We start from the raw sequence: 15,033 nt of genomic DNA on the forward strand, positions 1-15,033 counted from the left end.
GCGCGGTCTATGCCGTTTGCACGCGGTTCTTGCCAGCGGCCTTGGCTGCGTACATCGCCCGATCCGCCCGCTTCATTATCGCGTCTTGGGAGTCCTCGCTGCGCAGTTCGGTAACGCCCGCGCTGAAGGTGATCAGCAGCTTGTCGTTGTTGTGCAGGAAGAAGCGCTTGGTCAGCTCCCGCTGCAGGCGGACCAGCGCGCGGTTCGCGTCGTCGAGGGCGGTGTCCGGCAGCAGGATGACGAATTCCTCGCCGCCGAAGCGGGCGACGGTGTCCTGCGGCCGCATCGACTCGCGGATCACCGTGGCCAGGTGGATCAGCGCCGCATCCCCGGCGTCGTGGCCGAGCGAGTCGTTCAGCTTCTTGAAGTTGTCGATGTCCAGCAACGCCAGACAGAGCGGCATGCGGCGCCGCTGTGCCCGCGCCGCCTCCTTGTCGAAGGCCTCCTCGAGTCCGCGCCGGTTGAGCGCGCCGGTCAGCTGGTCGTGGCGGACCAGCGAACTGGCCTTTTCGAGTTCGTGCTGCAGCTCGCCGATGCGCTGCTCGGTCTCCTGCACGCGCCGGCGGGTGGCCTGCAGTTCGTCGCGCGAGCGCTGCGCGTTGAGCTGAATGACGCGCGTTTCGCGCATCACTTCCTGCACCACGTCGGCGAGCTGGTTGATGTCGTCGGCGGCACTGATCTTCTGCGCACAGGCCTCGATCTTGTCGTGGTAGTCGGAGGTGCTCTCGGCGAACTCGGCGAGGTGGTCGACGAAGCCGGCCAGCATCGTCTTCAGCGCTTCCTTGGCCTCCACCAGGCTGTGCTTGAGCTGGCTCTGCTTGAACACGACCTCCTTGATCCTCCGTTCGGCGTCGTCGATCGTGCGCAGGCTCAGCGGGCGGGCGACGATATCGCGGATCACCGCGATCTGCCCCTGCAGCCACTGGTCGTCGACCACCAGTTCGCCGATGTTGTCGACGATCAGCTGAAGGAGATGCAGCAGGCCGGCGCGCAGTTCGCTGCGGTCGTCCGCGAGCAGCTCGAGGCGGTAGGCGAAACGCTTCAGCTCGGCAAGCAGGGCTTCGATCGCCTGCACGCTGTTCGCCTTGCGTGCCATGTCCGCCAGCGCCCTGGCCTGGGCGGAAAGCTCGGGTGCCTCGACGATCTGCGCCGCCACGGCATTCTCGAGCGCGAAGGCGAGCAGGTCGCGCATCTGCGGCAGCAGTTCGCTGGCGCGGGAAGGGGGCGGGGCAGGCGCCGGCGCGCCCTCGGCGTGCGGGGTCTCCGGAGGGGGCGGAATGTCGCCGACGACCAGCTCCTGCTCGTCGCCGCGCGCGCCTTGCGACCATGCGCGGACGAGGCTCTGCAGGCGGTTGTAGAGGGTTTCGGCGTTGTTCCCGCTGCTGGCGAAGAGGTGCTCCAGCGCCTCGCGCTTTTTCCCCGGCGTGAGTCCGGCGCGGCTGGATTCCCATTCCCGCAGCAGGCTGTTGATCAGCTCGCCCCAGGGCAGCGATTCGACCGCGCTCTGCTCCTCGATGAAGCGCACCAGCGTGTCGCGGTAGGCGGTCCAGTTCTCCTCCTTGGCCGCCTGTTCCAGCTCGCGTGCCAGCCGCAGCTGCGCCGGGGTCGCGCGCGGCAGGCCCTGTTGCAGGGACTTCAACTGCTCCGCCGGGAACGTGACGACTTCCTCGGCGCGCGTGCCGGCGATTTCGTGATAGACCGTGCGGTAGTTTTCGGGGGTCGGCGCAATCCGGCGCGTTGCGAGCAGGCGGAACGCCTCGCGCGCAATTTCGATGGGATTGCTCAGTGGCGGCATGAGGGGCGTCCGATCAGCGATTGGTGCGGGCAATTCTAATGCCGGACGCCGCGCGCCGGAAGCGCGGGAAGGTGCGTTCGGCTATAATCCGCCCCGGTTTGCCCCCGTAGCATGAAGGTCGTGCAGTTGCCTTGTAAGCATCAGGCCCTGGTTCGATTCCGGGCGGGGGCACCACCGTCGAGGGCCTTCGGCCTTTCGCCTGTTCCTTTCCTCCGTCGTTCCGTTGCGGCGACCGCCACCGCTTCCCCTGCCGCGATGCCGCCGAATCGGCGATAAAGGCTTGCGTCGGCGTCCGGCAGGCGCCCTTCCGGAACGGAAAGGGTCGCCAGCAGGTGCGCCTCCGAACCCGGCAGCGTCAATGCATAGAGCTCGCGACAAAGCGCGCGCGCGGTGTGGCCGGGCCAATCGGCAGCGAGCAGCGAGTCCGGCAGCTGCGGGTCGCGCAGCTGGATGCGGCGGAACTCGTGGATCAGCAGCGTGCGCAGAACGAAGTTCTGCTGTGGGTCGCCGCGGTCGCCGTCGGCGAGCCATTTCAACGGCGGACCGAAGCGTTCGGCGAAGCGCCGATAGTCGTCGGCCAGGCGGTCGAGATGCCAGCACTGATGGACCAGCGTGCGCAAGGGCGTGCCGACGATTCCGTTCAGCGTCGTCGCCTTGAGCACGGCCACCTTGTTGTCGCTTCCCGTCTGCTGCAGGACGTCGCGCAGCTGGTCGACACCCCCGGCGGGGTGGGCGAACACATTCGGGGCGAGCGCGCCGTAGCCTTCCCACAGCAGGTCGCGGCGCAGCTCCTCGCGCTGCTTTGCCGGCAGGACTCCGTCCGGAATGATCACCATCTGCCACTCGCCGTTCCAGGGTTCGTGCGGCGTATCGTAGATGCGCCGGTAGGCGTGGCTGATCCGGCGCTGCCCCGCCGGGGTCAGGCCGTAGACGCTGCGGCGGCCGATCGGTTGCGCGTGCAGCCAGTCTTCCTGGGTCAGGCGAAAGACGCTGGTACGCACCGCCCGGGCGTTGACGCCGAGGGGAGCGAGCAGCTCGATCAGCCCGCCGAGCCAGGCGGCGCCGCCGTGCGGGGCGATGGCGTCGCCGAAGATGGTGATGATCAGCGAGTTCGTCCGGACCGGAATCTCGGCCAGCGTCGTCGAGATCCAGCGCTCGATCCGGCGGTGCGTCATCGTGAGATCGAGGCCAGGATGCTCGGCGCCGGCGGCTGTTCCGTCTCGTTGTAGCCCAGGCGCAACGACAGGGCATGGGCTGCTTCCTTGATCGCCAGCGCCAGTGGGCTGTTCCATTCGGTGTCGAAGTTGCCTACCGAGCCGAGCGAGGTGATCGCCGCCACCATGTGGCCGGTGTGGTCGAAGACCGGCGCGCTGAAGCCGTTGATTCCCGGCGTCAGGCTGTTGCTGGCGCGTGCGATGCCGTGCAGCCGGATTTCGTCGATGATCGGCTCGAGTTCGCGCACTTGCGCCGTGACCGTCTTGTCGGTCGCTTCGGCGTTGGCGCGCAACTCCTTTTCCAGCAGCTTCTTGAAGAAGGGGGCGCGGCAGTAGGCGACGAAGGCGCGCCCGGTTGCCGAATTCGCCAGCGGCAGCACGGTGCCGGTGCGCAGGGTGACGGTAATCGGTCCGCCGGCCTCCATCCAGCGCACGATGGTCGCGCCGTGGTTGCCGAGCATGGCCAGCGCCACCGTTTCCCCGATCCGCTCGCACAGGTCGTCGAGGATGGGGGTGCCGAGGCGGACCGGGTCGAGCCGCGACAGGCTGGCCAGGCCCAGTTCGAGGGAAAAGCTGCCCAGGTCGTAGCGGCCGGTGTTGCCGTCCTGCTCGACCAGCCCCATGCGCATGAAGCTGACCAGGTAGCGATGCGCCTTGGCCGCCGGCATCCCGGCGTTCTTCGCCAGGTCGCGCAGCATCATCGGCCGGCCGTGTGCGGCCAGCGCGCGCAGCAGGCGGGTGCCGACCTCGATCGATTGGATGCCCTGTCGCTGCTTCTCGGGAGTAGTCGTCATCTGGTGACCTACCTTATTGTGCAATGTGACATTTTAGCCGTGAAGCGAGAAGCGGGGCAGTTCGGGCGTGCCTGCGTATAATTCATCGGCATTCAAATCAACGGGAGGAAGCATGCGTGCAGTGATGGTCGCCAATCCGAAGGGCGGTGCCGGCAAGACGACGTTGGCGACGAACCTCGCCGGGCATTTCGCGAACAAGGGACGGAAAGTGACACTGTGCGATCTCGATCGCCAGCAGTCGGCGCTGCGCTGGATGGCGTTCCGCGACCCGTCGCTGCCACCGGTGACCGGCTACTTCGCCGGCAACCAGATGCTGTTCAACCTGCCGAAGGAACCGGATTGGGTCGTCCTCGACGCGCCGGCCGGATTGCAGGGCTACAAGCTGTCCGACTATCTGCGCCACGTGGATAAGGTGGTCGTTCCGGTCGTCCCTTCCGTCTTCGACATGGCGGCGACCGAAGACTTCCTCAATTCGATCCGCAGCGAGATGCGCGGACGCAAGGCGGCAATCGGCATCGTCGCCATGCGCGTCGATCCGCGCACGCGGGCGGCGATGATGCTCGAAGAGTTCCTCCGCCATTTCGACATCCCCATCCTGGCTTATCTGCGCAATACGCAGAACTACGTCAACGCGGCCGCCGCCGGCCTGACTGTTTTCGATCCGCCGCGGGCAAAACATCGGCGTGATGAAGAGCAGTGGCAAAATCTCTTGCACTGGCTGAATGACTAGGCTATAGTTCGCCCCCTCGCAACGGCGCCGGTGTCGCAGCGAAAGCAGCGAAGAAAAAATTTACCGGCGCAGTGTTGACGAGGAGCGAAAAAGAAGTATAGAATTTCGCTTCTCTGCTGATGCAGCAATACAGCAGAAGACGGACGCGGGGTGGAGCAGTCTGGCAGCTCGTCGGGCTCATAACCCGAAGGTCACAGGTTCAAATCCTGTCCCCGCAACCAAATGTTCTTTAAAAACCAGACAACCGATAGGTGTGGGTGCTTGGTTTGGTTGTGAAGTTGGCTTTGGCTGACATTGCGATTAAATTGAAGTGCTCGCACGAAGTAGCAAGGTTTAAGGAAACTTGAATCTGCAACGTCAAGCGAGTTTTAGCAGTGATTGAACTGAAGAGTTTGATCCTGGCTCAGATTGAACGCTGGCGGCATGCCTTACACATGCAAGTCGAACGGCAGCGGGTCCTTCGGGATGCCGGCGAGTGGCGAACGGGTGAGTAATGCATCGGAACGTACCCGGAAGTGGGGGATAACGTAGCGAAAGTTACGCTAATACCGCATATTCTGTGAGCAGGAAAGAGGGGGATCGCAAGACCTCTCGCTTTCGGAGCGGCCGATGTCGGATTAGCTAGTTGGCGGGGTAAAGGCCCACCAAGGCGACGATCCGTAGCGGGTCTGAGAGGATGATCCGCCACACTGGGACTGAGACACGGCCCAGACTCCTACGGGAGGCAGCAGTGGGGAATTTTGGACAATGGGGGCAACCCTGATCCAGCCATGCCGCGTGAGTGAAGAAGGCCTTCGGGTTGTAAAGCTCTTTCGGCTGGGAAGAAATCGCATCTCCTAATACGGGGTGTGGATGACGGTACCAGCATAAGAAGCACCGGCTAACTACGTGCCAGCAGCCGCGGTAATACGTAGGGTGCGAGCGTTAATCGGAATTACTGGGCGTAAAGCGTGCGCAGGCGGTTTCGTAAGACAGACGTGAAATCCCCGGGCTCAACCTGGGAACTGCGTTTGTGACTGCGAGGCTAGAGTATGGCAGAGGGGGGTGGAATTCCACGTGTAGCAGTGAAATGCGTAGAGATGTGGAGGAACACCGATGGCGAAGGCAGCCCCCTGGGCCAATACTGACGCTCATGCACGAAAGCGTGGGGAGCAAACAGGATTAGATACCCTGGTAGTCCACGCCCTAAACGATGTCGACTAGTTGTTGGTGGGGTTAAACCCATTAGTAACGTAGCTAACGCGTGAAGTCGACCGCCTGGGGAGTACGGCCGCAAGGTTAAAACTCAAAGGAATTGACGGGGACCCGCACAAGCGGTGGATGATGTGGATTAATTCGATGCAACGCGAAAAACCTTACCTACCCTTGACATGCCAGGAACTTTCCAGAGATGGATTGGTGCCCGAAAGGGAGCCTGGACACAGGTGCTGCATGGCTGTCGTCAGCTCGTGTCGTGAGATGTTGGGTTAAGTCCCGCAACGAGCGCAACCCTTGTCAATAGTTGCCATCATTTAGTTGGGCACTCTATTGAGACTGCCGGTGACAAACCGGAGGAAGGTGGGGATGACGTCAAGTCCTCATGGCCCTTATGGGTAGGGCTTCACACGTCATACAATGGTCGGTACAGAGGGTTGCCAAGCCGCGAGGTGGAGCCAATCCCAGAAAGCCGATCGTAGTCCGGATCGTAGTCTGCAACTCGACTACGTGAAGTCGGAATCGCTAGTAATCGCGGATCAGCATGTCGCGGTGAATACGTTCCCGGGTCTTGTACACACCGCCCGTCACACCATGGGAGTGGGTTCTACCAGAAGTAGTTAGCCTAACCGCAAGGAGGGCGATTACCACGGTAGGATTCATGACTGGGGTGAAGTCGTAACAAGGTAGCCGTATCGGAAGGTGCGGCTGGATCACCTCCTTTCTAGAGCAACACGGCCTGCCAAGTATCCACAACCTATCGGTTGTTTGTAGTCACTGCACAGACGGAGGGTCTGTAGCTCAGTCGGTTAGAGCACCGTCTTGATAAGGCGGGGGTCGTTGGTTCGATTCCAACCAGACCCACCAACGTTTGAAGGAACGGGGGATTAGCTCAGCTGGGAGAGCACCTGCTTTGCAAGCAGGGGGTCGTCGGTTCGATCCCGTCATCCTCCACCACTGGCGCAGAGATCACAGGTAAGCAAGCGCGCAGCGTTCTTGTTTACCTCTGGCCTCTGGACAGAGTGCAGTTCGATCTTTAACAAAACGGAAGAAGGTTGTGTCTCTGGTGCCGACAACCAATACCAGAGACACGGTTGTGATTGCATCGTGATTCGTATTACAGCTAGTACGAATGCACGAACATTGAGTTGCCTGTAGCCCGGTCCTCGAGAAGAGGGTCCAAGGTTATAGGATCAAGCGACTAAGTGCATGTGGTGGATGCCTTGGCGATCACAGGCGATGAAGGACGTGTAAGCCTGCGAAAAGCTACGGGGAGCTGGCAATAAAGCTTTGATCCGTAGATGTCCGAATGGGGAAACCCACTCCGCAAGGAGTATCCCGTGCTGAATACATAGGCACGTGGAGGCGAACCCGGTGAACTGAAACATCTAAGTAGCCGGAGGAAAAGAAATCAACCGAGATTCCCAAAGTAGTGGCGAGCGAAATGGGATCAGCCTGCAGGTGATAGTCGATTTGTTAGTGGAACGCTCTGGAAAGTGCGGCCGTAGTGGGTGATAGCCCCGTACGCGAAAACAAATCGGTGGTACTAAGTCTGCGACAAGTAGGGCGGGGCACGTGAAACCCTGTCTGAATATGGGGGGACCATCCTCCAAGGCTAAATACTCGTGATCGACCGATAGTGAACCAGTACCGTGAGGGAAAGGCGAAAAGAACCCCGGGAGGGGAGTGAAATAGAACCTGAAACCGCATGCATACAAACAGTGGGAGCCCCTTCGGGGGTGACTGCGTACCTTTTGTATAATGGGTCAGCGACTTACGTTCAGTAGCGAGCTTAACCGAATAGGGGAGGCGTAGGGAAACCGAGTCTGATAAGGGCGATTAGTTGCTGGGCGTAGACCCGAAACCGGATGATCTATCCATGGCCAGGATGAAGGTGCCGTAACAGGTACTGGAGGTCCGAACCCACTAGTGTTGAAAAACTAGGGGATGAGCTGTGGATAGGGGTGAAAGGCTAAACAAATCCGGAAATAGCTGGTTCTCTCCGAAAACTATTTAGGTAGTGCCTCAAGTATCACCCACGGGGGTAAAGCACTGTAATGGTTGAGGGGGTCATCGCGACTTACCTCGCCATAGCAAACTCTGAATACCGTGGAGTGCGAGCTTGGGAGACAGACATCGGGTGCTAACGTCCGGTGTCAAGAGGGAAACAACCCAGACCGCCGATTAAGGTCCCAAAGACATAGTTAAGTGGGAAACGAGGTGGGAAGGCTTAGACAGCCAGGAGGTTGGCTTAGAAGCAGCCATCCTTTAAAGAAAGCGTAATAGCTCACTGGTCGAGTCGTCCTGCGCGGAAGATGTAACGGGGCTCAAACTATGCACCGAAATCGCGGATATGCGTAAGCATATGGTAGGAGAGCGTTCTGTAGGCCTGCGAAGGTGTCTCGTAAGGGATGCTGGAGGTATCAGAAGTGCGAATGCTGACATGAGTAGCGATAAAGCGGGTGAAAGGCCCGCTCGCCGAAAGCCCAAGGTTTCCTGCGCAACGTTCATCGGCGCAGGGTGAGTCGGCCCCTAAGGCGAGGCTGAAAAGCGTAGTCGATGGGAAACAGGTTAATATTCCTGTACCTCTTTGTAATGCGATGGGGGGACGGAGAAGGTTAGGTCAGCCGGGTGTTGGACGTCCCGGTTTAAGCGTGTAGTCGTGCCTGGTAGGCAAATCCGCCGGGCTTAGATGAGGCGTGACGACGAGCGGTCTTCGACCGCGAAGTGATTGATACCATGCTTCCAAGAAAAGCCTCTAAGCTTCAGTTACAAAGAGACCGTACCGCAAACCGACACAGGTGGGCAGGATGAGAATTCTAAGGCGCTTGAGAGAACTCAGGAGAAGGAACTCGGCAAATTAGCACCGTAACTTCGGGAGAAGGTGCGCCCTGGTAGGTTGTAGCCCCTCGCGGGCGAAGGCCGATAGGGTTGCAGTGAAATGGTGGCTGCGACTGTTTAATAAAAACACAGCACTCTGCAAACACGAAAGTGGACGTATAGGGTGTGACGCCTGCCCGGTGCCGGAAGGTTAAGTGATGGGGTGCAAGCTCTTGATCGAAGCCCCGGTAAACGGCGGCCGTAACTATAACGGTCCTAAGGTAGCGAAATTCCTTGTCGGGTAAGTTCCGACCTGCACGAATGGCGTAACGATGGCCACACTGTCTCCTCCTGAGACTCAGCGAAGTTGAAATGTTTGTGAAGATGCAATCTCCCCGCGGCAAGACGGAAAGACCCCATGAACCTTTACTGTAGCTTTGCATTGGACTTTGAACCGATCTGTGTAGGATAGGTGGGAGGCTATGAAACCGGGACGCTAGTTTCGGTGGAGCCGTCCTTGAAATACCACCCTGGTTTGTTTGAGGTTCTAACCATGGTCTGTGAATCCAGATCTGGGACCGTGCATGGTAGGCAGTTTGACTGGGGCGGTCTCCTCCCAAAAGGTAACGGAGGAGTACGAAGGTACGCTAGGTACGGTCGGACATCGTGCTAATAGTGCAATGGCATAAGCGTGCTTGACTGCGAGACCCACAAGTCGAGCAGGTGCGAAAGCAGGTCATAGTGATCCGGTGGTTCTGTATGGAAGGGCCATCGCTCAACGGATAAAAGGTACTCTGGGGATAACAGGCTGATACCGCCCAAGAGTTCATATCGACGGCGGTGTTTGGCACCTCGATGTCGGCTCATCTCATCCTGGGGCTGTAGCCGGTCCCAAGGGTATGGCTGTTCGCCATTTAAAGAGGTACGTGAGCTGGGTTTAAAACGTCGTGAGACAGTTTGGTCCCTATCTGCCGTGGGCGCTGGAAATTTGAGGGGGCCTGCTCCTAGTACGAGAGGACCGGAGTGGACGAACCTCTGGTGTACCGGTTATGACGCCAGTCGTATCGCCGGGTAGCTAAGTTCGGAAGAGATAAACGCTGAAAGCATCTAAGCGTGAAACTCGCCTCAAGATAAGATTTCCCCGGGGACTCGATCCCCCTGAAGGGTCGTGGAAGACCACCACGTTGATAGGCTGGGTGTGGAAGCGCAGTAATGCGTTAAGCTAACCAGTACTAATTGCCCGTGCGGCTTGATCCTATAACCTTGGATCTGCACGCAACCCAATACACAACAATCACAACCCCCTTCTTCCCGTTTTGCGTTCGCCGCACCAGCGACGAACGGACAAGTTATGCTTGGCGGCCATAGCGTTTCGGACCCACCCCTTCCCTTCCCGAACAGGACCGTGAAACGAAACCGCGCCGATGATAGTGCACAGCTCGTGTGCGAAAGTAGGTCACCGCCAGGCTCCCCTTTCAACACCCCGCAGTTCAACACTGCGGGGTGTTGCGCTTTCTGGGCTCCCCTCTGAAAGCCTGCAGCCGCAATGTTTTTCACGCGATTCGCGTTCGGAAAAACGAGGCTTGTGGTACGATGCGTCGTGGCGGGTCTCCCCGCATTGCAGGGTGGTGAATCTGGTCAGGTCCGGAAGGAAGCAGCCACAGCCATTGTCTGCAAGTGCCGGGGGTCAGGCTCGCCACCTTCCCCTTTCCTCGCCGCCGCCGAGCCGGATCCGATGTCGGCGGCGCATGTTTTCCGCTGGGGTACAATTCGCCGATGAGCTACCAAGTCCTCGCGCGCAAGTGGCGCCCCAAGTCGTTCGCAACCCTGGTCGGCCAGGAGCATGTCGTGCGTGCGCTGACGCATGCGCTGTCCGAGCAGCGGCTCCACCATGCCTATCTGTTCACCGGGACGCGCGGGGTCGGCAAGACGACGATCGCCCGCATCCTTGCCAAGTCGCTGAATTGCGAGGTCGGCATCAGTGCCTCGCCCTGCGGCGTCTGTTCCGCCTGCGCCGAAATCGACAGCGGGCGCTTCGTCGACCTGCTGGAGGTCGACGCGGCAACCAACACGCGCGTCGACGAGATGCGGCAACTGCTCGAGAATGCCGTCTACGCGCCGACGCGGGGGCGCTACAAGGTCTACGTGATCGACGAAGTGCACATGCTCTCGAACTCGGCATTCAACGCGATGCTGAAGACGCTGGAGGAGCCGCCCGAGCATGTCAAGTTCATCCTGGCGACGACCGACCCGCAGAAGATTCCGGTGACCGTACTGTCGCGCTGCCTGCAGTTCAATCTCAAGCAGATGCAGCCGGCCGCGATCAGCGGACATCTGTCGCGTATCCTCGACAGCGAGGCGATCCCGTACGAGCCGGGCGCGCTGAACCTGCTGGCGCGTTCGGCCGCCGGCTCGATGCGCGATGCGTTGTCGCTGCTCGATCAGGCGATTGCCCACGGTTCCGGCAAGGTCGAGGAAGGGCAGGTGCGCGACATGCTCGGCACCGTCGACCTCGACTATCTCTTCTCGCTGCTCGACGCACTGCTGGCTGGTGACGCCGCGACGCTGCTCGGTGTCGCCGACGACATGGCCGGCCGCAGTCTGTCGTTCGACGCCGCGCTGCAGGAGCTGGCGACCCTGCTGACCCGCATCCAGGTCGCCCAGCTGGCGCCGCAGGCGATCGCCGACGACCTGCCGGAGCGCGCGCGCCTGCTCGACCTGGCGGCGCGCATGGATCCGGAGTTCGTCCAGCTGGCCTATCAGATCGCGGTGCACGGCCGTCAGGAACTGGCGCTGGCCCCCGATGACTACGCCGGCTTCGTGATGACGGTGCTGCGGCTGCATGCGTTCCGCCCGGAAAGCGGCGATGCGATGCCGACGCCAGCGGCGAACAAGGCGTCGCGCACTTCGCCGCAGGCGCGCGCACCGGAAGCGGTTTATCGCGCCGAGCCGGCGGCGCTTGTCGCGGCGCCCGGCGAGAGGCAGGCGGCCCCCCGCGCCGCCGTACCCACTGATACGCCTGTTGCCGCGCCCGCCGTCACGCCTGCAGCCGCACCCGCCGCCGCGCCGCGTCCGCTGCCGACGGCTGCCGGCGACGACGACTGGCATCGCCTGTTGCCCGAACTGAAGCTGTCCGGCATGGCGCGCGAGCTCGCGCAGCATTGCGAGCTGCGCACGGTCGATGCCACCCAGGTGTCGCTGCGGCTGGCGCCGGTGCACCGGCACCTGCAGATGAAACCGGCGCAGGACAAGCTGCAACAGGCCCTCTCCGAGCATTTCGGACGGCCGCTGGTCGTGCGCATCGAACTCGCCGACACGGAAGGGGCGACGCCGGCAGCGAACGCCCAGCGCGCGCGCGAGGAGCGCCAGGAAAAGGCGGTTGCCGCGATCGAACAGGACGGCTTCGTGCGCGAGGTCATCGAGATGTTCGACGCGCAGCTCATCGAATCATCCATCAAACCGATCTGAGGACAGAGCACCATGATGAAAGGCGGTATCGCCGGCCTGATGAAGCAGGCCCAGCAGATGCAGGAAAATATGAAGAAGGCGCAGGAGCAGTTGGCGCAACTTGAGGTCGAGGGCCAGTCCGGCGCCGGCATGGTCAAGGTGACGATGACCTGTGCGCACGCCGTGCGCCGCATCAGCATCGACCCGTCGGTGATGGACGACCGCGAAATGCTCGAGGATCTGATCGCCGCCGCCTTCAACGACGCCGTGCGCCGCGGCGAGCAGATCTCGCAGGAGAAAATGTCCGGCTTCACCGCCGGGCTGAATCTGCCGCCCGGCTTCAAGATGCCGTTCTGATGCGCTTTCCGCAGCCACGCGGCGCCGCTCGGCGCCGCGCCGATTGTTCCGCCTGTCGACCGAATTGACCCCCTCCAGCCTCGAAACCCTGATCGAAGCGCTGCGCTGCCTGCCGGGCGTCGGCCCGAAATCGGCGCAGCGCATGGCCTACTACCTACTGCAGCGCGACCGGCAGGGGGCCCAGCATCTGGCCGAGAGCCTGGAGACGGCGCTGCAGGCGATCCGCCATTGCCAGCGCTGCAACACCTTCACCGAGGCCGAGGTCTGCGAGCGCTGCGCGTCGCCGAAGCGCGATGCGTCGCTGCTCTGCGTCGTCGAGACGCCGGTCGACATGAACATGATGGAGCAGTCGCACGCCTACAACGGCCTCTACTACGTGCTGATGGGGCGGATTTCGCCGCTCGACGGCATCGGGCCGCGCGAGCTGAAGCTCGATCGCCTGCTGGCGCGTGCCTGCGACGGCGTGGTCAGGGAAGTCATCCTCGCCACCAACTACACCAACGAGGGCGAGGCGACCGCCCACTATCTTTCCGAATTGCTCAAGAGTCGCGGCATCGGCGTCAGCCGCATCGCCCGCGGCGTGCCGGTCGGCGGCGAGCTCGAATACGTCGACAGCGGCACGTTGGCGCAGGCCGTCCGCGAGCGGCGGCCGCTCGCGGACTGAGCCTTCTCGCGCTCCCGGCGGCTTGCCGCCATTCTAATGGCCCTCGAACTGAGGTATAATTTTGGGTTTGTTTTATTCCCATTCATCTTAGTCCTAGGGATCAGCGCTATGAGCAATGAGTGCAAAGTGGACTGCGGCCGGCGACGTCTCGTCGTTTCGACCGCGGCCGTGGGGGGCGTTGGGGCGGTCGCGGCGCTCGTGCCGTTCGTTTCCAGCATGTTGCCTTCGGAGCGTGCCAAGGCGGCCGGCGCGCCGGTCGAGGCCGATATCAGCAAGCTCGAACCGGGTCAGATGATGACCGTCGAGTGGCGCGGCAAGCCGGTCTGGATCATCCACCGCAACCAGGACATGCTCGAGACGCTGCCCAAGCTCGCCGACCAGGTCGCCGACCCGAAGTCCGACAAGCCCAATCAGCCCGAATACGCCAAGAACGAGACCCGCTCGATCAAGCCCGAGATCATGGTCGTCGTCGGCATCTGCACGCACCTCGGCTGCTCGCCGTCGTCGAAGTTCAAGAAGGGCGCCGACGAGGGCATGGGCGCCGACTGGCTGGGCGGCTTCCTGTGCCCGTGCCACGGGTCGACCTTCGACTTCGCCGGCCGCGTCTACAAGGCGAAGCCCGCTCCGGACAACCTCGTCGTTCCGCCGCACTACTACATCGCCGACAACCGCATCCTGATCGGCGAAGACAAGAAGGGGGCCTAAGCCATGGCGAACACCAATTTCGAAAAGTACAAGTCGGACGGCTCGTTCGGCGGCAACGTGCTGGAGTGGGTCGACGCCCGCTTCCCGCTGACCGCCAGCATCAAGGGCCACCTCACCGAATACTACGCACCGAAGAACTTCAACTTCTGGTATTTCTTCGGCTCGCTGGCGCTGCTGGTGCTGGTCATCCAGATCGTCACCGGCATCTTCCTGGTCATGCACTACAAGCCGGATGCGGCGCTGAACGCCAACGGCGTGCCGGTGGCCTTCGCCTCGGTCGAGTACATCATGCGCGACGTGCCGTGGGGCTGGCTGATCCGCTACATGCACTCGACCGGCGCCTCGGCCTTCTTCATCGTCGTCTACCTGCACATGTTCCGCGGCCTGATGTACGGCTCGTACCGCCAGCCGCGCGAACTGACCTGGCTGTTCGGCGTCGGCATCTTCCTGTGCCTGATGGGCGAGGCGTTCTTCGGCTACCTGCTGCCGTGGGGCCAGATGTCGTTCTGGGGCGCCCAGGTGATCGTCAACCTGTTCTCGGCCATCCCGCTGATCGGCGAGCCGCTGTCGATCTGGCTGCGCGGCGACTTCGTCATCGGCGACGCGACGCTGAACCGCTTCTTCTCGTTCCACGTGATCGCCTTCCCGCTGGTGCTGCTCGGCCTGATTGCCGCTCACATCCTGGCGCTGCACGAGACCGGCTCGAACAACCCGGACGGCGTCGAGATCAAGGCGAAGAAGGACGAGAAGGGCAATCCGCTCGACGGCATCCCGTTCCACCCGTACTACACGGTCAAGGACATCGTCGGCGTCGTCGTCTTCCTGATGGTCTTCTCGGCGATCATGTTCTTCGCGCCGGAAGGCGGCGGCTACTTCCTGGAGCGTCCGAACTTCTACCCGGCCGACCCGCTGAAGACCCCGCCGCACATCGCGCCGGTCTGGTACTTCACGCCGTTCTACTCGATCCTGCGCGCGGTCGTCTGGCCGATCTTCGGCATCGACGCCAAGTTCTGGGGCGTGGTGGCGATGGGCGCGTCGGTCGTCATCTTCGCCTTCCTGCCGTGGCTCGACCGCAGCCCGGTGAAGTCGATCCGCTACCGCGGCCCGATCTACAAGACCTTCCTGACGCTGTTCGTGATCTCGTTCTTCATCCTCGGCTACCTCGGCACGCAGGCGCCGTCGTACTGGGGCGAGAAGGTCTCGCAGCTGTGCAGCCTGATCTACTTCGGCTTCTTCCTGCTGATGCCGTGGTACTCGAAGGTCGACAAGTACCGTCCGGCGCCGGATCGGGTTACGGGTTAAGGGGATGGACA

Annotated in this window: 9 protein-coding genes, 4 tRNA genes, 3 rRNA genes and 1 other RNA gene; 14 read left to right on the forward strand and 3 right to left on the reverse strand. The window is 61.8% G+C overall.

The window, feature by feature from the left end; translation table 11 throughout:
• Positions 1 to 7: 7 nt before the first annotated feature.
• Complete coding sequence (locus IWH25_RS09305) at positions 8 to 1,795, reverse strand: GGDEF domain-containing protein (RefSeq protein ID WP_203389029.1); 1,788 nt, start codon at positions 1,793 to 1,795, stop codon at positions 8 to 10.
• A gap of 100 nt (positions 1,796 to 1,895) precedes the next feature.
• Between IWH25_RS09305 and IWH25_RS09310 the strand changes: the two genes are divergently transcribed.
• Positions 1,896 to 1,969 (forward strand) — tRNA-Thr (locus tag IWH25_RS09310).
• Here IWH25_RS09310 and paaX read toward each other — a convergent pair.
• Positions 1,936 to 2,970, reverse strand: coding sequence for a phenylacetic acid degradation operon negative regulatory protein PaaX (paaX, locus tag IWH25_RS09315; RefSeq protein WP_203389030.1), 1,035 nt, complete (start codon positions 2,968 to 2,970; stop codon positions 1,936 to 1,938). The genes IWH25_RS09310 and paaX overlap by 34 nt on opposite strands.
• Positions 2,967 to 3,803, reverse strand: coding sequence for an IclR family transcriptional regulator (locus IWH25_RS09320; RefSeq protein ID WP_203389031.1), 837 nt, complete (start codon positions 3,801 to 3,803; stop codon positions 2,967 to 2,969). The genes paaX and IWH25_RS09320 overlap by 4 nt, the downstream gene beginning before the upstream one ends.
• A gap of 112 nt (positions 3,804 to 3,915) precedes the next feature.
• Between IWH25_RS09320 and IWH25_RS09325 the strand changes: the two genes are divergently transcribed.
• From IWH25_RS09325 to IWH25_RS09385, 13 genes are all read left to right on the forward strand, one after another.
• Positions 3,916 to 4,533, forward strand: a complete 618-nt coding sequence (locus IWH25_RS09325) for a nucleotide-binding protein (protein ID WP_203389032.1) — start codon at positions 3,916 to 3,918, stop codon at positions 4,531 to 4,533.
• Between the two features lie 144 nt (positions 4,534 to 4,677).
• Positions 4,678 to 4,754: transfer RNA gene (locus tag IWH25_RS09330), tRNA-Met, on the forward strand.
• Positions 4,755 to 4,913: 159 nt separating this feature from the next.
• Positions 4,914 to 6,451 (forward strand): 16S ribosomal RNA (locus tag IWH25_RS09335).
• Positions 6,452 to 6,517: 66 nt separating this feature from the next.
• A tRNA-Ile gene (locus IWH25_RS09340) sits at positions 6,518 to 6,594 on the forward strand.
• Between the two features lie 14 nt (positions 6,595 to 6,608).
• Positions 6,609 to 6,684, forward strand: a tRNA-Ala gene (locus IWH25_RS09345).
• A 234-nt stretch (positions 6,685 to 6,918) separates the two neighbouring features.
• A 23S ribosomal RNA gene (locus IWH25_RS09350) occupies positions 6,919 to 9,804 on the forward strand.
• Positions 9,805 to 9,901: 97 nt separating this feature from the next.
• Positions 9,902 to 10,015: ribosomal RNA gene (rrf, locus tag IWH25_RS09355) — 5S ribosomal RNA — on the forward strand.
• Together the 16S, 23S and 5S rRNA genes with 3 tRNA genes alongside form the textbook arrangement of a ribosomal RNA operon.
• A 134-nt stretch (positions 10,016 to 10,149) precedes the next feature.
• An RNA gene (ffs, locus tag IWH25_RS09360) (signal recognition particle sRNA small type) lies at positions 10,150 to 10,248 on the forward strand.
• Positions 10,249 to 10,323: 75 nt separating this feature from the next.
• On the forward strand, positions 10,324 to 12,015 hold the full coding sequence (gene dnaX / locus IWH25_RS09365) for a DNA polymerase III subunit gamma/tau (protein ID WP_203389033.1): 1,692 nt from the start codon (positions 10,324 to 10,326) through the stop codon (positions 12,013 to 12,015).
• Positions 12,016 to 12,027: 12 nt separating this feature from the next.
• Positions 12,028 to 12,351, forward strand: coding sequence for a YbaB/EbfC family nucleoid-associated protein (locus tag IWH25_RS09370; RefSeq protein WP_238999053.1), 324 nt, complete (start codon positions 12,028 to 12,030; stop codon positions 12,349 to 12,351).
• Between the two features lie 64 nt (positions 12,352 to 12,415).
• Positions 12,416 to 13,015 (forward strand): recombination mediator RecR, encoded by a 600-nt coding sequence (gene recR / locus IWH25_RS09375; RefSeq protein ID WP_203389034.1) that lies wholly within the window; start codon positions 12,416 to 12,418, stop codon positions 13,013 to 13,015.
• A gap of 108 nt (positions 13,016 to 13,123) precedes the next feature.
• Complete coding sequence (petA, locus tag IWH25_RS09380) at positions 13,124 to 13,720, forward strand: ubiquinol-cytochrome c reductase iron-sulfur subunit (protein ID WP_203389035.1); 597 nt, start codon at positions 13,124 to 13,126, stop codon at positions 13,718 to 13,720.
• 3 nt (positions 13,721 to 13,723) lie between these two features.
• On the forward strand, positions 13,724 to 15,022 hold the full coding sequence (locus IWH25_RS09385; RefSeq protein ID WP_203389036.1) for a cytochrome b: 1,299 nt from the start codon (positions 13,724 to 13,726) through the stop codon (positions 15,020 to 15,022).
• The last annotated feature ends 11 nt before the right edge of the window (positions 15,023 to 15,033 follow it).

The organism is Azospira restricta (assembly GCF_016858125.1).
GTDB classification, from domain to species: Bacteria; Pseudomonadota; Gammaproteobacteria; order Burkholderiales; family Rhodocyclaceae; genus Proximibacter; species Proximibacter restrictus.